Source organism: Lentzea flaviverrucosa (genome assembly GCF_003350445.1).
GTDB classification, from domain to species: domain Bacteria; phylum Actinomycetota; class Actinomycetes; order Mycobacteriales; family Pseudonocardiaceae; genus Lentzea; species Lentzea californiensis.
This window is the reverse complement of record NZ_QQAU01000002.1, coordinates 316749-342590: the sequence shown is the minus strand read 5'-3', so window position 1 is coordinate 342590 and position 25842 is coordinate 316749. Positions and strand designations below refer to the sequence as shown.

General features: G+C 68.9%; 23 protein-coding genes. 11 read left to right on the top strand and 12 right to left on the bottom strand.

Translation table 11 applies throughout. From position 1 onward, the window contains the following. Positions 1-13: 13 nt before the first annotated feature. The 3 genes from DFR72_RS07715 to DFR72_RS07705 all read right to left on the bottom strand — a co-directional run bounded on the left by DFR72_RS07715 (position 14) and on the right by DFR72_RS07705 (position 4007). Complete coding sequence (locus DFR72_RS07715; RefSeq protein ID WP_090066647.1) at positions 14-1888, bottom strand: acyl-CoA dehydrogenase family protein; 1875 nt, start codon at positions 1886-1888, stop codon at positions 14-16. Positions 1889-2484: 596 nt separating this feature from the next. Beyond that, positions 2485-3180 (bottom strand): DUF305 domain-containing protein, encoded by a 696-nt coding sequence (locus tag DFR72_RS07710; RefSeq protein ID WP_090066646.1) that lies wholly within the window; start codon positions 3178-3180, stop codon positions 2485-2487. Continuing rightward, the gene (locus tag DFR72_RS07705) at positions 3180-4007 is read right to left on the bottom strand and encodes a DUF3105 domain-containing protein (RefSeq protein ID WP_090066645.1); all 828 of its coding nucleotides are present in this window, start codon (positions 4005-4007) and stop codon (positions 3180-3182) included. The genes DFR72_RS07710 and DFR72_RS07705 overlap by 1 nt, the downstream gene beginning before the upstream one ends. Before the next feature lie 169 nt (positions 4008-4176). Between DFR72_RS07705 and argS the strand changes: the two genes are divergently transcribed. The 6 genes from argS to rho all read left to right on the top strand — a co-directional run bounded on the left by argS (position 4177) and on the right by rho (position 12811). Beyond that, positions 4177-5805: an arginine--tRNA ligase gene (argS, locus tag DFR72_RS07700; protein WP_090066644.1), complete on the top strand. Its 1629-nt coding sequence runs from the start codon at positions 4177-4179 to the stop codon at positions 5803-5805. Then, entirely contained in the window at positions 5805-7223 is a 1419-nt protein-coding gene (lysA, locus tag DFR72_RS07695; RefSeq protein WP_090066785.1) for a diaminopimelate decarboxylase, read from the top strand. Before argS ends, lysA begins: the two co-directional genes overlap by 1 nt. After that, a complete protein-coding gene (locus tag DFR72_RS07690) occupies positions 7220-8521 on the top strand; it encodes a homoserine dehydrogenase (RefSeq protein ID WP_090066643.1) in 1302 nt (433 codons plus the stop codon). Before lysA ends, DFR72_RS07690 begins: the two co-directional genes overlap by 4 nt. After that, on the top strand, positions 8518-9570 hold the full coding sequence (gene thrC / locus DFR72_RS07685) for a threonine synthase (protein WP_090066642.1): 1053 nt from the start codon (positions 8518-8520) through the stop codon (positions 9568-9570). The genes DFR72_RS07690 and thrC overlap by 4 nt, the downstream gene beginning before the upstream one ends. Continuing rightward, a complete protein-coding gene (gene thrB, locus DFR72_RS07680) occupies positions 9567-10421 on the top strand; it encodes a homoserine kinase (protein ID WP_090066641.1) in 855 nt (284 codons plus the stop codon). Before thrC ends, thrB begins: the two co-directional genes overlap by 4 nt. Positions 10422-10738: 317 nt before the next feature. Further along, a complete protein-coding gene (gene rho / locus DFR72_RS07675) occupies positions 10739-12811 on the top strand; it encodes a transcription termination factor Rho (protein ID WP_090066640.1) in 2073 nt (690 codons plus the stop codon). A 90-nt stretch (positions 12812-12901) separates the two neighbouring features. Here the strand turns inward: rho and DFR72_RS07670 are convergent, their stop codons facing one another. Next, the gene (locus tag DFR72_RS07670) at positions 12902-13288 is read right to left on the bottom strand and encodes a hypothetical protein (RefSeq protein ID WP_090066639.1); all 387 of its coding nucleotides are present in this window, start codon (positions 13286-13288) and stop codon (positions 12902-12904) included. Between the two features lie 243 nt (positions 13289-13531). Here DFR72_RS07670 and rpmE point away from each other — a divergent pair, with 243 nt between their 5' ends. The 5 genes from rpmE to prmC all read left to right on the top strand — a co-directional run bounded on the left by rpmE (position 13532) and on the right by prmC (position 18404). Then, positions 13532-13741 (top strand): 50S ribosomal protein L31, encoded by a 210-nt coding sequence (rpmE, locus tag DFR72_RS07665; RefSeq protein WP_030480430.1) that lies wholly within the window; start codon positions 13532-13534, stop codon positions 13739-13741. Positions 13742-13826: 85 nt separating this feature from the next. Then, positions 13827-14891 (top strand): peptide chain release factor 1, encoded by a 1065-nt coding sequence (prfA, locus tag DFR72_RS07660; protein ID WP_090066638.1) that lies wholly within the window; start codon positions 13827-13829, stop codon positions 14889-14891. Between the two features lie 22 nt (positions 14892-14913). Continuing rightward, the gene (locus DFR72_RS07655) at positions 14914-16122 is read left to right on the top strand and encodes an acyl-CoA thioester hydrolase/BAAT C-terminal domain-containing protein (RefSeq protein WP_090066637.1); all 1209 of its coding nucleotides are present in this window, start codon (positions 14914-14916) and stop codon (positions 16120-16122) included. Positions 16123-16131: 9 nt separating this feature from the next. Then, positions 16132-17517, top strand: a complete 1386-nt coding sequence (gene lpdA, locus DFR72_RS07650; protein ID WP_090066636.1) for a dihydrolipoyl dehydrogenase — start codon at positions 16132-16134, stop codon at positions 17515-17517. A 20-nt stretch (positions 17518-17537) separates the two neighbouring features. Beyond that, complete coding sequence (gene prmC, locus DFR72_RS07645) at positions 17538-18404, top strand: peptide chain release factor N(5)-glutamine methyltransferase (RefSeq protein WP_090066784.1); 867 nt, start codon at positions 17538-17540, stop codon at positions 18402-18404. Positions 18405-18408: 4 nt separating this feature from the next. On the opposite strand, the gene DFR72_RS07640 is transcribed toward prmC, so the two are convergent. The 8 genes from DFR72_RS07640 to DFR72_RS07605 all read right to left on the bottom strand — a co-directional run bounded on the left by DFR72_RS07640 (position 18409) and on the right by DFR72_RS07605 (position 25819). After that, the gene (locus DFR72_RS07640) at positions 18409-18732 is read right to left on the bottom strand and encodes a hypothetical protein (RefSeq protein ID WP_090066635.1); all 324 of its coding nucleotides are present in this window, start codon (positions 18730-18732) and stop codon (positions 18409-18411) included. Further along, the gene (locus DFR72_RS07635; protein WP_090066634.1) at positions 18729-20399 is read right to left on the bottom strand and encodes a hypothetical protein; all 1671 of its coding nucleotides are present in this window, start codon (positions 20397-20399) and stop codon (positions 18729-18731) included. The genes DFR72_RS07640 and DFR72_RS07635 overlap by 4 nt, the downstream gene beginning before the upstream one ends. 790 nt (positions 20400-21189) lie before the next feature. Next, positions 21190-21798 carry a hypothetical protein gene (locus DFR72_RS07630; protein WP_090066633.1) on the bottom strand — a complete coding sequence of 203 codons (609 nt, stop codon included), beginning with the start codon at positions 21796-21798 and terminating at the stop codon, positions 21190-21192. Continuing rightward, positions 21795-23051, bottom strand: coding sequence for a WXG100-like domain-containing protein (locus tag DFR72_RS07625; protein WP_090066632.1), 1257 nt, complete (start codon positions 23049-23051; stop codon positions 21795-21797). The genes DFR72_RS07630 and DFR72_RS07625 overlap by 4 nt, the downstream gene beginning before the upstream one ends. After that, complete coding sequence (locus tag DFR72_RS07620; RefSeq protein ID WP_090066631.1) at positions 23048-23350, bottom strand: hypothetical protein; 303 nt, start codon at positions 23348-23350, stop codon at positions 23048-23050. Before DFR72_RS07620 ends, DFR72_RS07625 begins: the two co-directional genes overlap by 4 nt. Further along, entirely contained in the window at positions 23347-23826 is a 480-nt protein-coding gene (locus tag DFR72_RS07615; protein ID WP_090066630.1) for a YbaB/EbfC family nucleoid-associated protein, read from the bottom strand. Before DFR72_RS07615 ends, DFR72_RS07620 begins: the two co-directional genes overlap by 4 nt. Continuing rightward, a complete protein-coding gene (locus tag DFR72_RS07610) occupies positions 23823-24572 on the bottom strand; it encodes an ESX secretion-associated protein EspG (protein WP_090066629.1) in 750 nt (249 codons plus the stop codon). The genes DFR72_RS07615 and DFR72_RS07610 overlap by 4 nt, the downstream gene beginning before the upstream one ends. Next, the gene (locus tag DFR72_RS07605) at positions 24569-25819 is read right to left on the bottom strand and encodes a hypothetical protein (RefSeq protein ID WP_090066628.1); all 1251 of its coding nucleotides are present in this window, start codon (positions 25817-25819) and stop codon (positions 24569-24571) included. The genes DFR72_RS07610 and DFR72_RS07605 overlap by 4 nt, the downstream gene beginning before the upstream one ends. Positions 25820-25842 lie beyond the last annotated feature (23 nt).

The window sequence follows — 25842 nt, the reverse complement described above, 5'->3', positions numbered from 1 at the left end:
TGCAGCAACGGAGCTATCGAGGTGTCGGCCGGTGGACGTTGTCCGCCGTCGACTCGTGGTGCGTGGAGTCCGCGATCCAGCTGCCTGGGATCGACGAGTCGACCACGCCCTCCTCGACCCACGCGTAGTTGCCGTCGAGGACCTGCTTCGCCAGCACCTGGTCGCTGTCGTCGGTGTTCTTCCAGAGCTTCTCGAACAGCTCGTCGACCCGGATCCGCGCCTGCTTGGCGAACGCGTCCGCGAGCGCCTGGGCGTTGGGGTTCTCGTCCTGCGCGGCCCGCACGCACGCGGCGCTGATCGCGAACAGCTCGGCCCCGATGTCCACGATCCGGCTCAGGAAGCGCTGCTTGCGCTCCATCTTCCCCTGCCACCGCGACATGGCGTAGAACGTCTGCCGCGCCAGCTTGCGCGCCGACCGTTCGACGAACCGCAGGTGCTTGGCGAGCGGCCCGAACTCCGTGTAGCCGGCCGGGGTCTGACCCTTGCCGACGACGAGCGTGGGCAGCCATTTGGCGTAGAAGCCGCCTGCTTTGGCCGCTGCCTTCACCTTCGCGTTGCGGTCGGCGTCCGGATCGATGATGTCGCCGGCGACGCTGAGGTGCGCGTCCACCGCCTCGCGGGCGATCAGCAGGTGCATGATCTCCGTCGAGCCCTCGAAGATCCGGTTGATGCGGAGGTCCCGCAGGACCTGCTCGGCCGCGATGCCGCGTTCCCCGCGCGCCGCCTGGCTTTCCGCCGTCTCGTAACCCCGGCCGCCGCGGATCTGGACCAGTTCGTCGGCCACCAGCCAGGCCTTCTCCGACGCGTAGAGCTTGGCGAGCGCCGCTTCGATGCGGATGTCGTGCTTGCCGGCGTCCGCGAGCTCGGAACTGAGGTCCAGCACGGCTTCCAGCGCGTAGGCGGTCGCGGCGATGTAGGCGATCTTGCCGGCGACGGCTTCGTGCTTGCCGACCGGCAGACCCCACTGGATGCGTTCGCTCGACCATTCGCGCGCGATCTTGAGGCACCACTTCGCGCTGCCCGCGCAGAGGGCGGGCAGGCTGAGACGGCCCGTGTTCAGGGTGGCCAGGGCGATCTTGAGCCCGGCGCCTTCCCGGCCGATGACGTTCTTCTTGGGCACGCGGACCTGGTGGAACCGCGTCACGCCGTTCTCCAAGCCCCGCAGGCCCATGAACGCGTTGCGGTTCTCGACGGTGATGCCCTCGGCGCCCGCTTCCACGACGAACGCCGTGATGCCCTTGCCCGGCACCTGTGCCATGACGACTAGAAGATCGGCGACGACGCCGTTGGTGGTCCAGAGCTTCACACCGTCGAGGACGTAGTCGTCGCCGTCGGGCGTGGCGATGGTGCCGAGCCTCGCCGGGTCGCTGCCGACGTCCGGTTCGGTGAGCAGGAACGCGGTGATCTCGCCCTTGGCGCACCGGGGCAGGAACTCCTGCTTCTGCTCAGGGCTGCCGAACATCGCGACGGGCTGCGGGACGCCGATGGACTGGTGGGCGGAGAGCATGGCCCCGAGCGCGGGACTCGCGCTGCCCACCAGCATGAGGGCCTTGTTGTAGTAGACCTGGGTGAGGCCGATGCCGCCGTACTCGGGCTTGATCTTCATCCCGAACGCGCCGAGGTCCTTGAGGCCCTTCAGGACGTCGTCGGGGATCTGCGCGTCGCGTTCGATGACGGCGTTGTCGATGTGGGACTCGGTGAACTCGCGGAGCTTCTCGAGGAACGCCTCGCCGCGTTCGCGGTCCTCGGCGGTGCCACTCGGATGCGGGTGGATGAGGTCGATGCGGAAGTGACCGAGGAAGAGCTCCTTGCCGAAACTCGGTCGCTGCCAGCGGGTTTCCCGTGCTTGTTCGGCGACCTGCCTGGCCGCGCGCTCGTCGACGGTCATGGGTTACCTCCCAGTAGGTGTGACCTACGTTACTCGGAGGTAGGCGGTTGTCCATGGGTGAACGGAGGTGTGCGGGTCGGCTTGCGTGCGGTTGTCGCGTTCCAGCGGGGTTGGTCGCGTTCCCGTGTGAGAGGTCGCCTTGCGAGGGTGGTCCGTCAGGTCGTGACGGAACTGCGCGGGGTTGCGATTGGGGCTTGACCTTGAGCCTCTGGCGGGATGCTTAGACGGCCGGAAAAGGCCGGGCTGAAAGGCGCCTGGCCGTGCCCATGAGGGGAGCATCCCGCCCACTCAAGGTAAAGCCCCAATCGCCTTGAAGGGCCCGAACCGCTGCCCGGCGCCCTAGGTTCGGACGGCTCGCTTCGCATCGCCACGCCAGGACTCGTACGTGGCTGCTTTGCGTTGGCGGGTGTCTGGTGGCACCGCGCGGGGCCTGTTGCGGTGGCTGGCGCCGGTTCTAGCGGAGGGGTCGCCTGCCGTGCGGGCCGTTGCCTTGCGAGGGTGTTCGGCTTGCGTCGGCGGTCCCCCGCCGCGGACAAGCGAAAGGGCCGCCCCACACCAGTGGGAACGGCCCTCGCGGACTGATCGGCGGCACCGGGCTACGGCAGCGGGGCGGCTCCGCGCTTCGCCAGGTAGTCCTTCATCAGGTCGGTCTCGGCGGACTGCGACTTCAGCATGTTGTCGGCCAGTGTGCGGACGAACGTCTGACCGCCGGCGGACGAGGCGTACTCGGCCATCGGGGCTCCGCCCATGTGGTGGCGGAGCATCAGCTGCAGCCAGTACACGTCGAACGCGTCCCCGGCGGGCATGGTCCGCAGTTTGGTCAGCTCGTCCGTCGTGGCCATGCCGGGCATGATCGGCTTGCCGGCCTCGGGCGTGGTGGCGCCGTGGCCGTGCACTCCCGCCGCGTCCATCCACTTCATGTAGACGCCGGAGAGGTTCTGCTCGTGCTCGTTCCACATCATCAGCCAGCCCTTCATCCGCCCCACCTGTTCGAGCTGGGTGGAGGAGATGTCGAACGCGAGCTGGCGGATCTCCGGGCTGGCCGAGCGGTCCCTGGCGATGTTCGCCATCTGGATGCCCTGCAGGTGGTGCATGGACATGTCCTGGCAGAACCCGACGTCCACGGAGCCGGAGGCCGGGGCCGCGGCGGTCGAGGTGGAGCCGGGGAGCTTCACGAGCAGGCCCACGGCCGCGCCCAGCAGGAGCACGGCGAGGACCGCTGCGCCGATGACGAGGGTCCGGACCACCCCTGAGGGGCGGCCGGACACCTCGCCGGTTTCGGGCAGGGTCATCAGCTCGACGGCGGCGTCGAGGCGGAGCCCGACGCGGGCGGCGTGCTGGGGGTCTGGGGCTGGCCCTCGGTGACGGAGTCGTCCTTGCCACCGTCCATCGGCACGGCGTCGGCGCCCGGCTTCTCGGCCACGAACGGGGCCGGGTTCGACAGGAACGCCGTGTTCTCGCAGGACGCGCCGACCTCGGGGTACGTGTTCGGGTTGCGCAGCAGCGACGAGATGAACTGGTCGACGCGCTCGTCGTCGGCCTTCTCGAGCTTCAGCTGGTGGCCCCAGGACTGCAGCGAGATCGGCTTGTCGAGGCCGGGGAACGGCGACAGCATCATGTACGGGATGCCCTCGACCTTGGCCTTCAGCTTGGTGAGCGCGTCGTCCTTGACCTGGTCGGGGTTGTACGCGATCCACACGGCGCCGTGCTCCAGGCCGTGGACCATGTTCTCCGTGCGCACGGCCTTGTCGTAGACGACGCCGGTGCAGTCGGCCCACTGGGCGTCGTGCGGGCCGCCGAAGGCCGGAGTCTGGTCGTACGCGACGCGCTGGGTCGGCTCGACGTGGCGGGAGCCCTTGTACTCCTTGGTCACGATGCCCGCGAGCGCGGTCGACGGGTCCTTGTTCGTGTCCGAGGGCTTCCACTTGGCCAGGGCGGCCTCTTTGACGTTGTTCTCGTGGATCTGCATGTACGCATATCCGAAAACACCGCCCGCGAGGGCCAGCACAGCGATCACCGCGAGGATCGTGCCCCACGGCTTCGGCTTGCTCGCCACCACCGAGGAACGGGCTGCGGCCACGCTGTTGCGTGTGGCCTTCGTCTTCTTGCCGCTGGTCATGTCCGCCTCAGATGTCGTCCTGGTCAACCGGCGCCAGTGTAGGGACATCGTGTCTGATCACTGTCAGCGCAGTGCGATACCACGTGCGCGTTAACACTTGCCGTCTCACCCTCCGAGACCCGGTAACCCGGTCGAGACCTGCGACAACGCTTCTCTAGACTCTCGGGGCGTGACTCCTGAAGTGCTCGCCGATCTGGTCCGGACCACGGTTGCCCGGTTGCTGGCCGACCGACGTCTGGACGCCTCTGCTCTGCCCGAGCAGGTGACGGTCGAGCGACCCAGGAACCCCGAACACGGCGACTACGCCACGAACGTCGCGCTCCAGCTCGCCAAGAAAGCGGGTGTCGCGCCGCGCGAGTTCGCGACGTGGCTCGCCGAGGCCCTGCTGGCCCAGGACGCCATCGCGAAGGCCGACGTGGCCGGTCCCGGCTTCCTCAACCTCACCATCGCCACCGAGGCCCAGGGAGCGATCGTTCGTGCGGCGCTGGAGCCCGGCTACGGCACCGGCGCCGAACTCGGCGGCAAGCGGATCAACCTGGAGTTCGTCTCGGCGAACCCCACTGGCCCCATCCACCTCGGCGGCGCCCGCTGGGCGGCCGTCGGCGACGCGCTGGGCAAGGTCCTGCAGGCCCGCGGTGCCGAGGTCACCCGCGAGTACTACTTCAACGACGCCGGCGCGCAGATCGACAGGTTCGTCCGGTCGCTGATCGCCGCCGCGAAGGGCGAGCTCGCCCCCGAGGACGGCTACGCGGGCACGTACGTCAGCGACATCGCCGCCGAGGTGCTGCGCCGCGAGCCGGGAGCGCTCAGCGACCCGGAGACGGTGCGCAGGATCGGCGTCGGGCTCATGTTCGAGGAGATCAAGAGCAGCCTGCACGACTTCGGCACCGACTTCGACGTCTACTTCCACGAGGACTCGCTGCACCGGAGCGGCCGCGTGGAGGAGGCGATCGCGAAGCTGAAGGCGAACGGCTCGCTGTACGAGAAGGACGGCGCCTGGTGGCTGCGGTCCACGGACTTCGGTGACGACAAGGACCGCGTCGTCATCAAGAGCGACGGGAACCCGGCGTACATCGCGGGCGACATCGCGTACCTCGTCGACAAGCGGGGCCGCGGCTTCGACCTGTGCATCTACATGCTCGGTGCGGACCACCACGGCTACATCGCACGCCTCAAGGCCGCCGCGTCCGCCCTGGGCGACGACCCCGCCAGCGTCGAGGTGCTGATCGGCCAGCTCGTGAACCTCGTCAGCGACGGCCAGCCCGTCCGGATGAGCAAGCGCGCGGGCACCGTCATCACGATGGAGGACCTGGTCGACGCGGTCGGTGTCGACGCCGCCCGCTACGCCATGATCCGCTCGAGCGTCGACTCCGGCCTCGACATCGACCTCGACCTGCTGCGCAAACACAGCAACGAGAACCCGGTCTACTACGTGCAGTACGCCCACGCGCGCACGTCGTCGATCCTGCGCAACGCCGCTGATCTCGGCATCACCCCGGGTGAGGACTTCGCGCTGCTCACCCACGAGCGCGAGGGCGACCTCATCCGCACCATCGGCGAGTTCCCGCGAGTGGTGGCCACCGCCGCCGAGCTGCGTGAACCGCACCGCGTCGCCCGCTACCTCGAAGAGCTCGCGGGCACGTACCACCGCTTCCAGCAGGACTGCCGCGTCCTTCCGCGCGGCGATGAGGAGACGACTCCGTTGCACCAGGTCAGGCTTCAACTCGTCAACGCGACCAGGCGCGTGTTCGCCGCGGGCCTCGGCCTGCTCGGCGTGACCGCCCCGGAGCGCATGTGATGCGCGCGCATCCGGCCGGACCCCGGCACGCCGACGTCATGGCATCCGGCACCACCGCCGGCGACCGCCCTTCCACCGCCGAACAGCTCGACTTCCTGCACCCGAACGTGTGGCCGCGCAACGCGCAGCGCAACGATTCGGGTGTCGTGGAGCTCGCGGGCGTGGACGTGCGCGGGCTCGCCGAGCAGTACGGCACCCCGTTGTTCGTCATGGACGAGCACGACTTCCGTGCGCGTTGCCGCGAGCACGCCGAGGCGTTCGGCGACCCGACGCTCGTGCACTACGCCTCCAAGGCGTTCCTGAGCGTGCAGGTCGCGAAGTGGGTGGCCGAAGAGGGCCTCTCCATCGACGTCTGCAGCGGCGGCGAGCTCGCCATCGCGTTGCGCGCCGAGTTCCCGGCCGAGCGCATCGCGTTGCACGGCAACAACAAGAGCGTTCCCGAACTGATCGCGGCCGTCGAGGCGGGCGTCGGCGGGGTCGTGCTCGACTCGTACCACGAGATCGCGCGCCTCGACCAGATCGCGCGCGACCGCGGTGTGGTGCAGAAGGTGCTGATCCGCGTGACGGTCGGCGTCGAGGCCCACACGCACGAGTTCATCGCGACCGCGCACGAGGACCAGAAGTTCGGCTTCTCGCTGTCCTCCGGTGACGCGGCCGAGGCGGTGCGCCGCGTGCTGAAGGCCAGTGGCCTCGAGCTCGTCGGCCTGCACAGCCACATCGGCTCGCAGATCTTCGACGCGTCCGGCTTCGAGGTCGCCGCGCGCCGCGTGATCGGCCTGCTCGCGGAGATCCGCGCCGAGCACGGCGAGGTCCCGTCGCTGAACGTCGTCGACCTCGGCGGCGGTCTCGGCATCGCCTACACGCCGGACGACGACCCGCCCCCTCCCGCCGAGCTCGCGCGGCAGCTGCACAACATCGTGCAGAAGGAGTGCGAGCACAACGGCTTGAGCATGCCTCGCATCGCGGTCGAGCCCGGCCGCGCGATCGTCGGCCCCGGCACGGTCACCGTGTACGAGGTCGGCACGATCAAGGACATCGAGCTCGACGGTGGCGCGCGGCGCCGGTACGTCAGCGTCGACGGCGGCATGAGCGACAACATCCGCACTGCTCTGTACGACGCGGTCTACGACTGCAAGCTCGTGTCGCGCGCCTCCGAGCCCGAGTCGAGGGCCGTGCTGTGCCGTGTCGTGGGCAAGCACTGCGAGTCCGGCGACATCGTCGTGCGCGACTGCTGGCTGCCCGACGACCTGGCGCCGGGCGACCTGGTTGCGATCGCTGCCACAGGGGCCTACTGCTACTCGATGGCGAGCGGGTACAACCGACTTCCACGGCCCGCGCTAGCCGCGGTGACCGATGGAGAGGCGCGGCTGCTGCTGCGTCGTGAGACCGAGGACGATCTGTTCCGTCTGGAGGTATGAAAGCCGTGAAACCGATTCGGGTCGCCTTGCTGGGATGTGGCACGGTGGGCACGGAGGTAGTCCGGCTGCTGACGGACCAGGCCGAGGACCTCACCCAGCGCATCGGTGCGCCGGTTGAGCTCGCGGGCATCGCCGTGCGCAGGCCGAACAAACACCGTGAAGTGCCGGAGCACCTCCTGACCACGGACGCCGAGGCGCTCGTGAAGCGCGCCGACGTGGACGTCATCGTCGAGGTCATCGGCGGTATCGACCCCACGCGCGGGCTGCTGCTCGAAGCGCTGCGGGGCGGCAAGTCCGTCGTGACGGCGAACAAGGCGCTGCTCGCCGAGCACGGCCCCGACCTGTTCGAGGCGGCCGACGCGTCCGGTGCCGACCTCTACTTCGAGGCCGCCGTCGCCGGCGCGATCCCGTTGCTGCGCCCCTTGCGGGAATCCCTTGCGGGAGACCGGATCACGCGCGTCATGGGCATCGTGAACGGCACGACGAACTTCATCCTGTCCGCGATGGACGCCACGGGCGCCGGGTACAGCGAGACGCTCGAAGAGGCCTCGCGGCTCGGTTACGCCGAGGCCGACCCGACCGCGGACGTCGACGGGTTCGACGCCGCGTCGAAGGCCGCGATCCTTGCGTCCCTTGCGTTCCACACGCGCGTGACGGCGTCGGACGTGTACCGCGAGGGCATCCGCGCGGTGTCCGCGGCGGACATCGCGGCGGCCAAGGGCCTCGGCCGCACGGTGAAGCTGCTCGCGATCTGCGAGCGCGTGACCAGTCCGTCCGGTCAGGAATCAGTCGCCGTTCGAGTGCACCCGGCGATGATCCCCAGGACGCATCCGCTGGCGAGCGTCAACGGCGCGTTCAACGCGGTGTTCGTCGAGGCCGACGCGGCGGGGGAGATGATGTTCTACGGGCAGGGTGCCGGTGGCGCCCCCACGGCGAGCGCGGTCGTCGGCGACCTGGTCGCCGTGGCGCGCAACATGGTCGCGAGCGGGCACGGTCCGCGCGAGTCTGCCTACGCCGCGCTCACCGCGCAGCCCATGGGGAACACGCCCACCCGCTACCACATCAGCCTCGACGTGGCGGACAAGCCCGGTGTCCTCTCGCAGGTCGCCGCGGTCTTCGCCGAGCACGACGTGAGCATCGCCGCGGTGCGCCAGGAAGGTCGCATCGAGGACGCCAGCCTGGTGATCGTCACGCACGCGGCGACCGACGCCGCGCTGCGGTCCACTGTGGACAAAATCGGTGGCCTCCCCGTGGTGCGGGACGTCGTCAGCGTCATGAGGGTGGAGGGCGAAGAGTGAGCGCTTCTAGAGCTGGCTGGCCCGGTCTCATCAACGCCTACCGGGACCGCATCGAGATCCCCGAGGGCGCCGAGGTCGTGACGCTGCACGAGGGCGGCACGCCGCTGGTGCACGCGAAGCGCCTCTCCGCCGCCACCGGGTCCGACGTCTGGGTCAAGGTCGAGGGCGCGAACCCGACCGGCTCGTTCAAGGACCGCGGCATGACCGTGGCCATGACGTACGCGCTCGCCTCCGGCCTCAAAGCGGTCATCTGCGCCTCCACGGGCAACACGTCGGCGTCCGCCGCGGCCTACGCGGCCAAGGCGGGGCTGACGGCGGCCGTGCTGGTGCCCAGCGGCAAGATCGCGATGGGCAAGCTCGCGCAGGCCGTCATGCACGGCGCGAAGATCCTGCAGATCGACGGCAACTTCGACGACTGCCTGGAGCTGGCGTCGAAGACCGCGGCCGAGTACCCGGTCACGCTGGTGAACTCGGTCAACCCGGTGCGCCTCGTCGGTCAGCAGACCGCCGCGTGGGAGGTCTGCGACGTGCTCGGCCAGGCGCCGGACGTGCACTGCCTGCCGGTCGGCAACGCGGGCAACATCACCGCGTACTGGAAGGGCTACACGTCGTACGACAAGGGCCTGCCGCGCATGTTCGGCTTCCAGGCCGCGGGCGCCGCTCCGCTGGTCAGCGGTCAGCCGGTGCCGAACCCGGAGACCATCGCGACCGCGATCCGGATCGGCTCGCCGGCGTCGTGGACGGGCGCGGTCAACGCCCGTGACTCCTCCGGCGGCCTGATCGACGCCGTCACCGACGAGCAGATCCTCAGCGCGTACCGGCTGCTGGCCTCGTCCGAGGGCATCTTCGTCGAGCCCGCGTCGGCCGCGTCCATCGCCGGTCTGCTCAGGACCGCCGAGGACGGCAGGCTGCCGAAGGGCTCCACCGTTGTGTGCACCGTCACGGGTCACGGTCTGAAGGACCCCGACACGGCACTGCTCGGCACCACCGAGGTCGAGCCGGTCCCGGTCGACCCCGGCGCCGTCGCGCACGCGCTGGAGCTGGCGTGAAGTTCCTCGTCTCCGTCCCCGCGTCGACCGCGAACCTCGGTTCGGGGTTCGACGCGCTGGGCATGGCGCTCGGCATGTACGACGACGTGGAGGTGGCCGGCGGCGAAGGCGTCGACGGCCTCTCGGTCACCGTGGACGGTGCCGGATCAGGCGATGTCCCGCTCGACGAGACCCATCTCGTCGTGCGGGCCGTCCGCGCCACCGGCTACACCGGTGGCCTGGCTCTGAGGTGCCGCAACACCATCCCGCACGCACGGGGGCTGGGCTCGTCGGCCGCCGCGATCGTGGCGGGTGTCGTAGCCGGGTTCACCCTGCAGGGTCGCGAGCCGGACACGGCGGCGTTGCAAATCGCCGCCGAGTTCGAGGGGCACGCGGACAACGCGGCGGCCTCCCTGTTCGGCGGAGTCGTCGTCGCGTGGTCCGAAGGAGAGCGCTACCGCGCTGTCCGGATGGATGCGGACGCACGCGTGCGTCCGGTCGTGCTGATCCCCTCGCAGGAGTCGTCCACCAAGACCACGCGCGGCCTCCTCCCGGCCGAAGTGCCGCACGCCGACGCCGCGCACGCCGCGGGGCGGGCTGCCCTCGCGGTGCACGCGCTGACGTCCGATCCGACGGTTCTCCTTGCGGCTACTGAGGATCGACTCCACCAGAACTACCGCGAGCCCGCATGGCCGGACACCGTTCGGGTGATCAACGATCTTCGCAAGCTGGGAGTTCCCGCCTGCGTGAGCGGAGCGGGACCCACCGTGATCGCCTTCGGTGATCTTCCGGCCGAGGTCGACACGCACGGCTTCGACGTGCGCAGACTCGACGTCGACGCCGCCGGCGTGCGCGTTCGTCCATTGGACTGACACGCCCGACCCCGGTTGTTGCATGCCGGGGGACCTGCGTCTACCCTCGGGGGCGATCAGTCACTGCGCGCACGGGCGCCGGTGTCGCGCTCGGACATTCGTTCCGGGTCGCAATCCTTTTGTGTTCCGGCTCTGTGCCGTGCGGGCGGGGCGGACGCGAAAAGGCACCCGATCGCCGTGATCTGAGAAAAGTCCCGTGCTCGAGGGAAGCCGTCGTGCTTCCGTCTTCATCGGACTTGACCGCCGTTCCCCGCTGAAGTGGGAAGGCGGGTCCGCTGGGCCACGTAGGAGGCGGGGCCTGGTCAGGAAGGACTTGTGTGACCAACACCGATTTGCTGAGCAGCGAAGTCGCAGCTGCCGCTGGTTCTGGAGCCGAGGAGAACGCTCTGTCCACCCCATCGAACGGCACGACGCCGCGCCGCCGCGCGGGTCTGTCCGGCATGGTGCTCGCTGAGTTGCGCGAGCTCGCCGGCCAAATGGGCATCACCGGAACCGCAGGCCTGCGCAAGGGCGACCTGATCGCGGCCATCAAGGAGAAGCAGGGCTCCGGAGCCCCGGCGAAAGCCGAGAAGCCCGCGAAGACCGAGAAGGTCGCCGCGAAGGCCGAGGCGCCCGCCGAAAAGCCCGCCGCGAAGGTGACCGAAAAGGTCGCCGAGAAGCCTGTTCAGCAGCAGCTCGAGGTAGCGGAGAAGCCCGCTGCCGCCGAGTCCGGCGCGTCTGACGACTCCCGCTCGTCCGAGGACGGGGGGCGCCGTGGAAACCGTCGCCGCCGTTCCGGCCGTGGCGGCGGCAACGCCGAGGGCGAGAGCCAGCCGCAGCAGGAGCAGCGTTCCGAGCGTGCTGAGCGGACCGACCGTCCCGAGCGCACTGAGCGTCCCGAGCGGACCGACCGCGCCGAGCGCACCGACCGGCCGGAGCGTGCTGAGCGCTCCGAGCGCGGCGAGCGCCAGGACCGGGGAGAACGCCAGGACCGGGGCGAGCGCAACGAGCGTTCCGACCGCGGTGACCGTGGCGACCGGGGTGACCGTGGCGACCGCAACGAGCGCGGTGGCCGTGACCGCAACCGCGACCGCGGCGAGCGTTCCGACCGCGGTGACCGCGGAGGCGACCGCCAGGGTGGCGGCCAGCCCGACGGGGACGACGACGGTGGGCGCCGTGGCCGCTTCCGCGACCGCCGCCGCCGCGGTGGCCGCGGCGACGAGCAGGGTGGCGGCGGTCGTGTCGACCGCGAGACCGAGGTCCGCGACGACGACGTCCTGCTCCCGGTCGCGGGCATCCTGGACGTGCTGGAGAACTACGCGTTCGTCCGCACCTCCGGCTACCTCGCCGGCTCGAACGACGTCTACGTCTCGCTCTCGCTCGTCCGCAAGTACGGCCTGCGCCGTGGCGACGCCCTCACCGGCGCCGTCCGCCAGCCGCGCGACGGGGAGCAGCAGCGCCAGAAGTTCAACCCGCTGGTCCGCGTCGACAAGATCAACGGCCTGGACCCGGAAGAGGCGCGCAACCGCCCGGACTTCACCAAGCTGACGCCGCTCTACCCGAACGAGCGTCTGCGCCTGGAGACCGAGCCGCACATCCTCACCACCCGTGTCATCGACCTGGTGATGCCGATCGGCAAGGGCCAGCGCGCCCTGGTCGTGTCGCCTCCGAAGGCCGGCAAGACCTCGGTGTTGCAGTCGATCGCGAACGCGATCACGACGAACAACCCCGAGTGCCACCTCATGGTGGTGCTGGTGGACGAGCGTCCGGAAGAGGTCACCGACATGCAGCGCTCGGTGAAGGGTGAGGTCATCGCCTCCACCTTCGACCGGCCGCCGTCGGACCACACGACCATCTCCGAGCTCGCGATCGAGCGGGCGAAGCGCCTGGTCGAGATGGGCCACGACGTCGTCGTGCTGCTCGACTCGATCACGCGTCTGGGTCGTGCGTACAACCTGGCGGCACCGGCCTCCGGCCGCATCCTGTCCGGTGGTGTCGACTCGACCGCGCTCTACCCGCCGAAGCGCTTCCTCGGTGCCGCGCGCAACATCGAGGGCGGCGGCTCGCTGACCGTCATCGCCACCGCGCTGGTCGAGACCGGCTCCGCCGGTGACTCGGTGATCTTCGAGGAGTTCAAGGGCACGGGTAACGCCGAGCTCAAGCTCGACCGGAAGATCGCGGACAAGCGGACGTTCCCGGCCGTCGACGTCGACTCGTCGGGCACTCGCAAGGAAGAGCTGCTGCTCTCGCCGGACGAGATGGCCGTCACGCACAAGCTGCGCCGGGTGCTCCACGCGCTCGACGGTCAGCAGGCGATCGACCTGCTGCTGGACCGGCTGCGGAAGTCGCGCACCAACATCGAGTTCCTGATGCAGGTCGCGAAGACGACGCCGGGCGCCGAGCAGGACTGACGCCGTGTGAGTTTCACGTGAAAAAGCCCCCGCTGCAGGTCAGCGGGGGCTTTTTCATCGCTCTTCACTCGAATGCCGGTCCGGGCCACCTCAACGGCAGCCGGCGGCCTGACGGTTCTCGTCGCTCTGCACCAGCAGCTGGAACACCAGCCCCAGCAGCACCGGCACCCCGACCACGGTCGCGGCCAGCACGGGTACCTCCACCGCGCCCACCACGACTCCCAGCACCAGCACCGCGGCCAGGTAGGGCCACCGCAGCCAGGCCCGTTGCCACCCCCGCCTCCACCGCACCCCGCCGGAGACGGCGGCGGCCACGGCCACCCCGGCTCCCGACACGACCGGCGACAGCGGCACCGTGGTCCAGGAAGCAGTGAGCAGCCCTGCCGACCCCATCAGGCCGAGCACGGCGGCGGAGAAGAGGAACGGCAGTGCCAGCCACATGGGCTGGTTCATCGGCCGCTCAGCGGTGCAGAACACGGCACACAGTCTGATGGACGCCGTCCAACAACATGGAGCCGTATCTGGTCGAGCGGCGACACCTTGCGCCGAACGGCGTATCACGGCGGTTAAGCGGTTGTGACATAAGCCACCGATCAGCCTCGGGAACAACCGCGTTCACGCCCGTGTTGGACGGTCTGGCAAACTAAACGGTCGAGTCCGGCTCCGGTTCACCCGTTCACCAACTGGGACCCGGCGGCCATCCTTGAAAGGGACAAGATCTTGAAGACTGGCATCCACCCCGAGTACACCCCCACCGAAGTGACCTGCAGCTGCGGGAACACCTTCACGACGCGCAGCACCTCGGCCTCCGAGGTTCGCGTCGAAATGTGCTCCAACTGCCACCCGTTCTACACGGGCAAGCAGCGCATCCTGGACACCGGTGGTCGCGTCGCGCGCTTCGAGGCGCGTTACGGCAAGCGCAACAAGTAGCTGCTTTCACGGCGCCTGACCTCGGCCTTCTGGCCGGGGCGGGCGCCGTCGCCGTTTCCGGGGAAACACAACGAAAGCAGGAGACGTGTCGCAGTCGCTGGACAGCTTGCTCGCCGAGTACGACGAGCTGGAGAAGAAGCTCGCCGATCCCTCCGTGCACGCTGACCAGGCGGGGGCGCGCAAGCTCGGCAAGCGGTACGCCGCGCTCGGGCCCATCGTGCAGACGGCGCGGGAGATCGAGCAGGTCAAGAGCGACCTGGGGGCGGCGAAGGAGCTCGCCGCCGAGGACAGGTCGTTCCAGGAAGAGGTCGACAAGATCGAGGAGCAGCTCCCCAGGCTGGAGGAGAAGCTCACCGAACTCCTGCTGCCGCGCGACCCGCACGACGGGGACGACGTGCTGCTGGAGATCAAGTCCGGCGAGGGCGGCGAGGAGTCCGCGCTGTTCGCCGGGGACCTGCTGCGCATGTACACCCGGTACGCCGAGCGCCAGGGGTGGAAGGTCGAGATGCTCGACGGCACCGACTCCGACCTCGGCGGGTTCAAGGACGTCACCGTCTCCATCAAGACCAAGAGCCCTGTTCCGGACGGGGTGTGGAGCCGGCTGAAATGGGAGGGCGGCGTGCACCGCGTGCAGCGGGTGCCCGTCACCGAGTCGCAGGGGCGCATCCACACCTCCGCGGCCGGTGTCCTCGTCTTCCCGGAGGCCGAGGAGACCGCCGCCGTCGAGATCGACGAGAAGGACCTGCGGATCGACGTCTACCGGTCGTCCGGCAAGGGTGGTCAGTCGGTCAACACCACCGACTCCGCCGTGCGTATCACGCACCTGCCGACCGGCATCGTCACCTCCTGCCAGAACGAGCGCAGCCAGCTCCAGAACAAGGCGCGCGCGATGCAGGTGCTGCAGAGCCGGCTGGTCGCCCTCGCCGAGGAGCAGAAGGCGCAGGAGCAGTCGGACGCGCGGCGCACCCAGATCCGCACCGTCGACCGCAGTGAACGGGTGAGGACCTACAACTTCCCCGAATCACGCATCTCCGACCACCGGGTTGGGTACAAAGCGCATAACCTGGACCAGGTGCTCGACGGGGACCTGGACGCGATGGTGGACGCACTCGCCGCCGCGGACCGGGCGGAACGGCTCGCAGGCGGGTAATCCGACGTGAGAGGGGCGCGTTGTGGCCGAGATCCTGGTTAGTCCGCAGACAGCGCCCCTCGACCACCCGGTCGACGTGGTCGTCGCCGGGCTGAAACCCGGCCAGTCGATCACCGTGCAGCTCTCCACCGGTGATCGCGCCTCTCGTGCCGTGTTCGAGGCGGACGACCGTGGAGTCGTAGATCTCACGCGGCACGCACCAGTCGATGGCAGCTATCGCGGCGTCGACCCGATGGGGCTGTTCTGGTCGTTGGAACGCACCGGCGGCAAGGCCGGCCCCACGGTCCTCTCAGTCGAGGGCGTGGGGGACCGCGTGCTCGACCGGCAGTCCGTCCCCGAGGGCGTCGTGCGGCTGGAGGTCCGGGAGAACGGTCTGGTCGGCACGCTGTTCGCCCCTGAGGACGACGGTGGCGCGCTACCGGGCGTCGTCGTGCTGGGCGGGTCCGAAGGCGGCCTTCAGGAGGCTGACGCAGCTTTGCTGGCCGCGCACGGGTTCGTCACGTTCGCCCTCGGCTACTTCGGCCTGAAGGGCCTGCCGGAGAACCTCGTCGACGTACCGCTCGAGTACTTCGGCAAGGCCATCGACTTCCTCTCCGAGCACGCCGGCGAGATCGGTGTCGTCGGCGGATCGCGCGGCGGTGAGCTGGCGTTGCTCGTCGGCTCCACGTACTCCCAGGTCAGCGCGGTCGTGAGCGTGGTCGGCAGCGGTGTGGTGACGCAGGGCATCGGACCGGGCGCCAACCTGCTGCAGAAGCTCTCGTACGAGGCGGCGTCGTGGACCCTCAAGGGCGAGCCGCTGCCCTACCTGCCCTACGAGATCGGCGACGAGCTGCGCGCGCGGATCGTCAACGGTGAACCGGTGCCGCTCAGGCTCGCGTTCAGCACCGAGGACGGCATCCCGGAGGACACCGAGATCCCCGTCGAGCGGATCGGCGGGGGTGTGTTGCTCATCTCGTCCGGACAGGACGACGGGTGGCCCAGCACCGAGCTCAGCGAGGTCGCGCTGCGGCGGCTGAAGGACCACGACCACCCGTTCCCGTACGAGCACGTCGTGTATCCCGAGGCAGGACACCTGATCGCCGGCCCGCCGCACCGGCCGGCCACCGACGTGACCTATCCGGGCCCCGGTGTCACCTTCTCGGGTGGTGGTGCTCCGCAGGCCACCGCGCACGCCCGCGCGAACGCCTGGAAACGGACGGTTGAGTTCTTGCGGGAGCAGCTCGGGAGCTAGGTTGTGCTTATGAGCGCACACTTTGATGTCGTCGTCGTGGGTGCGGGTCCCGGCGGGTACGTCGCCGCGATCCGTGCGGCTCAGCTCGGGCTGAAGACCGCCATCGTGGAGGAGAAGTACTGGGGCGGTGTCTGCCTGAACGTGGGCTGCATCCCCTCGAAGGCTCTTCTGCGCAACGCTGAGCTCGCGCACCTCTTCACGCACGAGCAGAAGACGTTCGGCATCAAGGTCGAGGGCACCGTCAGCTTCGACTACAGCGCCGCGTGGCAGCGCAGCCGCAAGGTCGCCGACGGGCGCGTCAAGGGCGTGCACTTCCTCATGAAGAAGAACGGCATCACCGAGTACAACGGGTGGGCCGACTTCACCGACGACCACACGCTGACCGTCGGGGACGAGACGATCACGTTCGGCCACGCGATCATCGCCGTGGGCGCCACGACCCGGATGCTGCCGAACACGCAGAAGTCCGACCGCGTCGTGACCTACGAAGAGCAGATCATGACCGAGGACCTGCCCGAGTCGATCATCATCGCCGGTGCGGGCGCGATCGGCGTCGAGTTCGCCTACGTCATGCACAACTACGGCGTGAAGGTCACCATCGTCGAGTTCCTCGACCGCATGGTGCCGCTCGAGGACGAAGAGGTGTCCGCCGAGCTCTTCAAGCGCTACAAGAAGCTGGGCGTCGACGTGCGCCTGGGCACCCGCGTCGAGTCGATCGACGAGTCCGGCCCCAAGGTCCGCGTCACCGTGTCGAAGAACGGTGCCGAGGAAGTCCTCGAGGCCGACAAGGTCATGCAGGCCATCGGGTTCGTGCCGCGCGTCGAGGGCTACGGCCTCGAGAAGACCGGCGTGAAGCTGACCGAGCGCGGCGCGATCGACATCGACGGCCGCGGCCGCACCAACGTGCCGCACATCTTCGCCATCGGCGACGTCACCGCGAAGCTGATGCTCGCGCACACCGCCGAGTCCATGGGCATCATCGCCTCGGAGACCATCGCGGGTGCCGAGACGATGGAGCTCGACTACGTGATGATCCCGCGGGCGACGTTCTGCCAGCCGCAGATCGCCTCGTTCGGCTACACGGAGAAGCAGGCACGCGAGAAGGGCTTCGACGTCCAGGTCTCGAAGTTCCCGTTCACCGCGAACGGCAAGGCGCACGGCCTGGCCGAGCCCGGCGGGTTCGTGAAGCTGATCAGCGACGGCAAGCACGGCGAACTCCTCGGCGGCCACATCATCGGCCCCGAGGCGACCGAGCTGCTGCCCGAGCTCACGCTGGCGCAGCAGTGGGACCTCACCGTCCACGAGGTCGCGCGCAACGTCCACGCGCACCCGACCCTGAGCGAGGCCGTCAAGGAAGCGGTGCACGGCCTGGCCGGGCACATGATCAACTTCTGAGGTAGTTTTCTCCTCTGATGATGAACCGGCAACCGCTCCGCCTCGCCGTCTCCGAGGCGGCCAAGATCCTCGCCGAGGCGGGTGTGGACAGTCCGCGCGTCGACGCGGAGTACTTGGCCGCGCACGTGCTCGGGGTCGAGCGCGGGCGGTTGCCGCTCATCCCGCTGGTCGATCCGTCGGTGATCGACCAGCTGCACAAGCTCGTCCTGGTCCGCGCCTCGCGCATCCCGTTGCAGCACATCCTCGGCTGGGCGCCCATGGGCGCCATCTCCGTCGAGGTAGGGCTTGGGGTGTTCGTGCCGCGGCCCGAGACCGAGCTGCTGATGGAGTGGGGCCTGAAGTCTTTGGCCGGCGTTTCTTCGCCCGTTGTCGTGGACCTCTGCACGGGAACGGGCGCGCTGGCGTTGTCGATCGCGGCCGCCCGTCCGGACGCGGTGGTGCACGCGGTGGAGATCGACCCGCAGGCGCTGTCGTGGACGCGGCGCAACGCCGACGCCCGCGTGGCCGCCGGGGACACGCCGATCCGGCTGCACTCCGGTGACGCCACCGACCCGTCACTGCTGTCCGATCTGGACGGTGCGGTGGACCTCGTGGTGTGCAACCCGCCTTACGTGCCGGAGGGAACTCCGGTGCAGCCCGAGGTGGGCGTGCACGACCCGCACCACGCGGTGTTCTCGGGTGCCGACGGGCTGGACGTGATCCGGCACGTCGTGCGGGCTGCCGCGCGGTGGCTGAAGCCCGGTGGGTCGGTCGGGATCGAGCACGACGACACGCAGGGGGAGTCCGTGCCGGCGCTGCTGGCCGCGCGCCGGGTGCTCACCGAGGTGACCGGCCACGCCGACCTCGCGGGACGGCCCAGGTTCGCGACCGCCCGCAAGGTCGGGTAGCAGCTCAGAACAGGGCGTCGAAGGCCTTCGAGAGGTCCTTCACCTGCTCGCCCAGACCGCGGTCCGCCAGCTTGTCCATCAGGTGGTCCGCGACGTCCCTGCTGGGCTTGGGTTTGCGGGCTTCGGCGCGGAGGTCGTCCACCGCCTCGATCGCGGACGTGGGCGCCTGCGCCTCGTTCAGGTCCTCGCGCAGTTCGTCGAGCAGCCGCAGCACAGTGGCCACGTCCTTGATGTGTCCGATGTGGACGTCCCCGGTCCTGGCGCGGCCACTGGTGCCGATGTTGCTGCCGATCACCGGTCCCCGGACCTCGAAGTTGCGTTCGTTCATGAGCTTCCCTTGCCGACGCTCGTCTTCCCGGTGCGTGCCTTGCCCGACGTGCCGATGTTGCTGGAGATCACCGGGCCGGTGATGTGCACGTTGTTGCTCGTCACCTGCATGGCCTGCTCCATGAACTCGGTGACCGAGATGCCCTTGCTCTCGAGGAACTCCCCAAGCGTGCGCAGCAGCCGTGACTCCAGCACCTTGATGTAGCGCTCGACATCGGTGAGCTGGAAGTAGTTGTCGACCTGGCTCCTGCTCGCGAGTTCGCGCAGGCTGTTGCTGGCGCCGTAGCGTTCCGCGACGTAGGTGCCCTCGGCCTGGGGGATCGGGTTCATCCAGCCGAGCGCCGAGACGAACCGCTTCGGTATCGACGCCGGGAACTTCAGCAGGTCCAAGATCGCTTCGCCGAGTGGTCGCAGCGACTGCTCCGGCAACACGTCCATCGTCCGGTGCTCGGCGTTGATCGGGTGCAGGATGCACGGCGTCCACTCGACGTAGAGCATCTCGTCGTCGAGCCCGAACGTCAGGTACGCGGAGATCACGACGTCCCGGTCCCACGTCTCGACCTGGAACGAGCGGAAGTAGCGCATCCACTCCATCGGCCTGGCGATCAGGTCGTCCACAACGGTCCTGCTGACGGTGTCCTCTGGCGAGTAGTCCTTGTCGGGCAACACGATCCGGGCTTCGTCGTCGTCGATGTGGTCGATCAGCTCGACCGAGGAGATGACGACGCGGTCGCCGGCCTTGAGACCGCTCAGCCGATGCCCCGGCGAGAGCGACGGCGAACGGCCCGTCTTGACCAGCTCGCTCGTGATGCGTTCGTACAGCTCCTGGAGGGCGAACCCGGGCAGCGGCGCGTCGAGCTCGTCCTCGGCGGGCTTGAGAGGCAGCGCCATGGACCACGGCTCGAACATCGTGCCGGAGCCGACGAACGGCCGATAGCCGTGGTAGACGATCACCTGCGCGCCGTCCCCGTCGTCAGGCTCGTCGCTCTCCTCGACCGGGTAGAGCGCGAGCGCTTCGGCGTAGTTCGCGTGCCCAAGCCCCCGGAACGCCCACTCGTTGCGCCACAGCTCCTGCGCGCCCTTGCTGGTGCGGAAACCGGCGCGCCGGAAGCTCTTCGTGACCAGCAGCCACGTCACGACCCGATCCGCGAACAGCACCGCGAAGACCAGCGCGATCGAGATGATCAACGCCGCGAGCGCGCCGCCGCTGCTCTCCGTCCCGCACTCCTCGTACCTGGGCCTGCAGTACTCGCTGGAGGCGGCGAGCTCGTCCATGAGCTTGTACAGCACGAACAAGAGCGCGATCACGCTGGCGATCGAGCCGAGCACGGCCGGCCCGCGCTGCGAGACCACCCGCCGCGGCCGCGTGAACGCCAGGCGCGCCCCGGTCCCGACCGCCGCGATCGACGCGACCACCAGCCACGCCGTGAGCAACGTCCCGCTGGCGGCGAACAGCACCACCAGCGCCAGCACCAGCAACACCCCGTCGCGCACCTTGCGCCGCGTACGCGCCGCCACCGCCTCCCGCAACACCGCGCCGGAGTTGACGCCCGGCGAACGCGGAATCGACCGAGTGGCCTCCACGAGGTACTCGCGAATGGCGGAATCCGCGAACTCCTCGTCGCGGTGAGCGGCTCCGCAGAGGAAGCGGGTCGTGTCGTCGCGCAACTTCGGAGAATCGTTTCCCGTCGCCGGCGCGGGAGTTGACATCGTCCTGTCCACTTTCTGTCATTGAATCGAGCACTCTGTGTTCGTGCTGGTCAGGGACATGGTGAGACAACAACAACACCTAATTGAACTCTGCGGTGGGAACAATAGTCGTTCCTGATCGGAATGGGGCGAAGACGGCGCAAACGTGCATTGTCAATGCGCCGAAAGAGGGCAAACGACTCGCACGCCGGACGCGCCACCGATCCGCTCGTGGCGGGGAGTGGCCAAATCCTGGCCAATAACACGACGTTTGGTCACCGTGCGGCCGAACGGTCGTATGTTCTCCGCGGGGAGGGCACGCGGTCACGCGCTACGAGGATCCGCCGCCTCGCGCGTGACCGCGTGTGCGCCTACCTGGAGAAAGCCCCGGTCGATGCTGTGACGCGTACCTCGCGAGCCCGGTGGAGTCGATCACCAGGTCGATCCGTTCGCCGGTCTTCTTCGCCGAGTGGCCAGGGCTCGGCGATAGGTGACCTGCGACGAGCCGCAGTTCAACTTGTTCCAGAAGTAGGTTGGCGATCGACGAGGCGTGTGGGCCGATTTCTTGGCCACCATGCATCCGTCCACGGGCTCTCCGTCGCGAACCAGGCGGCACCTCCGCTGACCAACGCGATGGCGATGGCGACAAGCGATGTCAGGTCGCCCTTCATCGCCAGAAGCGGCGCTGCGATCGCGCCGGCGAGCGCCAGGTCAGGAGCGCGGCCCAGACCGTCCGGCCGTTGCGGTATGGCTCGCCGGTCGAACGCGGTCACATGAAGTCTTTTCGCAGCGTCGCCTGCCGCTTCTTCTTCGGCTCCCTTCGAGGCGCCCTGAGCACCAGGAGGACGGAGCCGACGCCCCAGGCGACGGCCAGCGGGACCAGCAGGTTCCTGCCGGTCGACACCTTGGCCGGTTCCAGGTCGAGCGTGAACCCGATGCGGTCGACCACGAGGTCGACCCGTTCACCCTTCTCCTTGGCCTCCACACCCCAGCTCGGCGTGTAGACGAGCTTTCGGTCGCCGCAGGTCACGTCGTTGGTGACGGTGTCCGGCGACCGCCGATTCGCGTGGGTGCTGACGGCGGTGACCTCACAGGCGTCGAGCCGCTCGCCCAGAACCGTGAGCCACAGCGAATGACCGCCCATGTAAAGGAAGAGCGGGATGAAGATGGCCATGAAGCCCACCCATGCGTCCAAAGAGCTCTTCGGCCGCAGCCGCTCGAGGCACGGCATCAGCGCGAGCCAGCTGAGGAGCACCACTGGCGCGCCCGCGATCGCCCAGCGACCCGCGCCGTTGAAGACGAACCCGCCGAGCCCCATGAGCAGCAGGCAGAGTCCCGCGAGCGAGATCCACAGTGGTGCGCGGGATGTCGTGGTCACAGGTCGAGGCTGCCCTTGATCTTCTCGAACGTGCGCTTCTGTTCCGGGGTCGGGTCCTTGCCCAACTGCCCCTCCAACTCGTCCTGCTTGGCCGTCTCGCGCAGAACGTCTGCCCCGAACTTGGTCTGGAAGCCGCCGCCCATCACATCGGGAACCGAATGCGGCGTGACGCCGCCATCAGCGCGTGTGATCGGTTTGAAGGGGGCGTATGCGTCGACCGCGGCATTGCTCGGCCTCTTGTCGGCGTAGGCGCGGTTGTAAGTGTTGCCGGCGTCCTTGTACGCGTCCCAGCCCTCGCGCAGGCCCTCTTTGCCCTTTGTCGCGGCATCGCCCAACGCCGGGCGGGCGTTGCCCCAGTCCTCGAGTCGCTTGCCGGCGTTCTCGACCCCATCCGCGCGGCTGGGAGTGGTGGTCGTGTCCGGGGTGTCACGAACGCGTGGTGTGCTCGGAGCGTCCGTGCTTCTGCCGCCCTTTCCGAACCGCCCCAGGCCTTTGAGCATGTCGCTCACCTCGCTGAACAGACCCTTCAACCGGCCTGAGATGCGAGTGATGACCCGCATGAGCTTGGCGAGGTACTGCGTGATCTTGCCCAGCACGGCGGCGCCGCGGCCGACTGCCCATGCTGCGAAGGCTGCGATCGAACTGCCCAGGGACACGTAAGAAGCGCTGAGTGCGATGACGGCGTTGCGGATGACCTCGAAGACGAACATGGCGACGAGGTCGCGGATCATGCCACGGATCGCCGCGGTGATCGTGCCCGCGGTGGCGATCTCCTGAGCGGTGGCGACGCAGGTCTTGCTCATCGCTTCGATCTCGTCGGCGAGCCTGCTCTGGCTCTGCTTGAACCCGTCGGCAGCTGACTGGTACCAGCCGCGCACCTCACGATCGACTGCGGTGCGCTGCTCTTCGGCAACGTCTTGGACCTGAACGGCGACCTGGTTCCAGGTGGCGACGGCAGCCTTGATCGCGTCACCGTTGCCCGCGAGCCAGTCCAACCCCTGGCGGAGGAAGCTGACGTGCTCGATCAACCACCCGATGCCCGCGGTGGCCAGGGAACCCAGGGGGTCGAGGAAGGTCCCGAGCAGGTCGAGACCTGCCGCACCGAGGTTGAGGCCGATCTCCGCGAAGTCGCCTTCCCCCGCGCGCGTCACCGAGTCCGCGAGTTGAGCGACGGACTCCAGCGCACCCGCGCCCGCGAAGTTGTCAGGGCCTGCGATCTTGCCGTCGGAGTCCCATCCGGTCCAGAAGTTCACCGCTCACCTCCGAACCGATTTCTGTTCGAGTCCTCGTGCGTCTCGTAGGTCAACGCTGTGGTTTTGGTGTCGGCTGCGGCCTGTCCAACGCCTTCAGCCAGCTTCTTGAGGTTGTCGACGGTCTCGCGCGCCTTGTCCTGAGCATCGTCGGCGAACCACTGGAGCAGTTGTCCGAAGGTCTCGCCGCCGAGGTTGACCCCAGACGCGGTGTTCGCCGCGCTTGCCAAGGCGTTCTGCCGGCGGAACTGACCTTCCGCGAACTTGTGCAGTTCTCCGGGATCTACACCGAAGCCGGTCATCGGAGCACGCTCCCGAAGCCGTCCTCGTCATCGTCCGCCGGACGTTGCGGCTTCGGTTGGGGCTTCGGCGCGGGCTCGTTCCACGAGACCTCGCGCATGACCTGACCCTCCGCGGGCGGAGGCGGCGCTTCCTCTTCCTCCGGCTGCGGGATGAAGCTGCGCAGGAAGTCCATCGCCTCGGTACCGCCGAACTCGGGCTCCACGATGGACGCGACCTGCTCGGCGGCCTGGATCTGGGCCCTCTGCACGGTCTGCATCACGAGCTGGCCCAGTTGCACGTGCGTCAGGCGCATTGCGGTGGCCGAGAACTCGATGTGCTGCAACGCGCCGTTCGGCGCGACCTGGACCGTCACCGCCTCGTTGGGCGAGGTGATGGTGCTGCTGGCGTGCTGGATCTGCTCCTGCATCTGCTGCGAGCGTTGCTGGAGCTGCTGTGCCTTGGACTCCAGGTCCGCGATCATCTGTTCGGGGTTCATCGCTCGCTCGTCATCGCGAGAACCTGCCCGAGGTGCCGCGCGAGGCCCATGTTGTCGGCGGGGCTGATCGTGAACCAGCCGCTGCGGGTCTCGATGTTGGAGTAGCGGCCCTGGTTCGTGTCGATCCACGTGACCGGCGGGAAGTCGCGCTTGGTGCGGCCCTGCCCCAGCTGCACGAGGAAGTGGCCGTTGCCGATGGCGGGGCCGGTCAGCATCTGCTTGGCGATGCGGACGTCGTCGTTCTCCGCCGAGCGAACCGCCTGCCGGAAGCCTTCCTGCTGCGGCTGGTTCTCGAACGCCTGCGCCGGCACCGTCACGAGCTTGCCGGGACCCGGCCTGCCAGGCGGCATGGCGTTGGCGAGGCTCGTCGCGATCTCGTTGGGCTGCAACGACTTCAGCGTGATGCTCGTGTCCTCCTGGGTCACGAGCACCGCGTAACCCCCGCGCGCCACCACGCTCGCGCGAACGAGCCTCTGCTGGTTCATGTCCGGGATGCAAAGCGCGACGACGCGGAGTTCGGGCCGCGCCAACAGGTTCAGCGCGTCCTCGAGGTCAGGCTCCGGCCTGCCCCGCCGGACCAGGTTCCGGCGCTCGAGGTCCGCGTGCACGGCGGCCTTGATCCGGGCACGCTCGTCGAGCGTCTCGCCGTGCTGGCTGACGTCGAAGGGGTACGGGACGCTCCCCGCCCGCAGGTCCTCCCAGAGGACCTCGAACGCGGGCAGGGAGAGCTGCGCGATCTGCTTCATCCGCCGATCACCGGCGGCGCGACCATGCGATCGTCGTCGAAGAACTCGTCGGTCGGGAGCAGGTAGTTGGACTTGTGCTCCTTGTCCTCCTCGCCCTGGCCCGCACCAGCGCCACCCCCGGCGCCCATGCCGCCGGCACCCGCGCCGCCACGGCCCGCGGCACCGGCACCCGCTCCCGCGCCTGCTCCGCCTGGGCCGTTGCCCATGACTCCGGCGCTACCGCCGGGGGTGGCGGGACCGAAGCTGCCCATGCCGCGCCCGGAGCCGGCACCACCCATGCCACCTGGACCCATACCGCCCGCGCCGGCGCCGCGACCACCCGCGCCGCCACCGGGACCGCCACCTCCGGGGCCTCCGGGACGGATGCCTGGACCGCCGCCGGGAGGTCGTCCTTGCAGACCGCCGCCGGGCGGCCGCACGCCGGGCGGAAGCATCCCCGGGGGAAGCGCTCCGGGCGGACCGACGGGAGGCCGGTTCTGGCCGCCAGGCGTGTTGTTCGGGTTGCCCGGCTGAGTGAGTCCGGGCGCCACCCACGCGGGGTTCGTCGTGTTGTTGCCGACGTTCTGCGACGGGATGCCCGGCATGCCCGTGTTGTTGCTGCGCGGCTGGAACGTGCTGGAGTTGTTCAGGGTCTGCGAGTGCGTGGTGCTGCTCGGCTGCGTGACGCCCTGGTCCTTGGTGACCTCAGGAGTCGCTTCCATGGTGGGCATCGACTGCGCGGCGGACATCATCGTGGTGTCACGCTGTTGCATGACGCGCACGGCTTCCTGCTTCGCTTCGACCTTCTCGTTGTGCGTGTTGTACATCTCGATGGCGCCACCGATCATCGCCGGCGGAGCGATGATCGCGGCCGCACCCCACTTGCCCGCGATCTGCAGCGGGTTGTAGTCGACGGGCTTCGGCATGCTGTGGTGCGCCTGCACCGCCGCGTCCCGCTGCGTCGCGATGGCCCCGGCCGTGGCGTGGAACGCCGAGCCCGTGTCGCCCGCGAACGTGCTTACCTTGGTCAGCGCAGCCCGGACCGCTTCGGCCGCATTGCCGTTCCAGCCGCCCTGGGACTCGTTGACGATCTTGTTGAAGTCGTGCGCGAGTTCGCGGAACTTGGTGCCGAACTGGACCCAGACGTCGACGACGCCCGTCGCGGCATTCGGTTCGTAGTTCTGATTGACCAGGCCCTGCATGTGGTCGTGTTCCTGGGCCGGGTAGTTCTCCGTCGACGGTTGGACGACGGGCTTGACGGGCGCCATGAGATTTCCCCCCTCGGACGGCG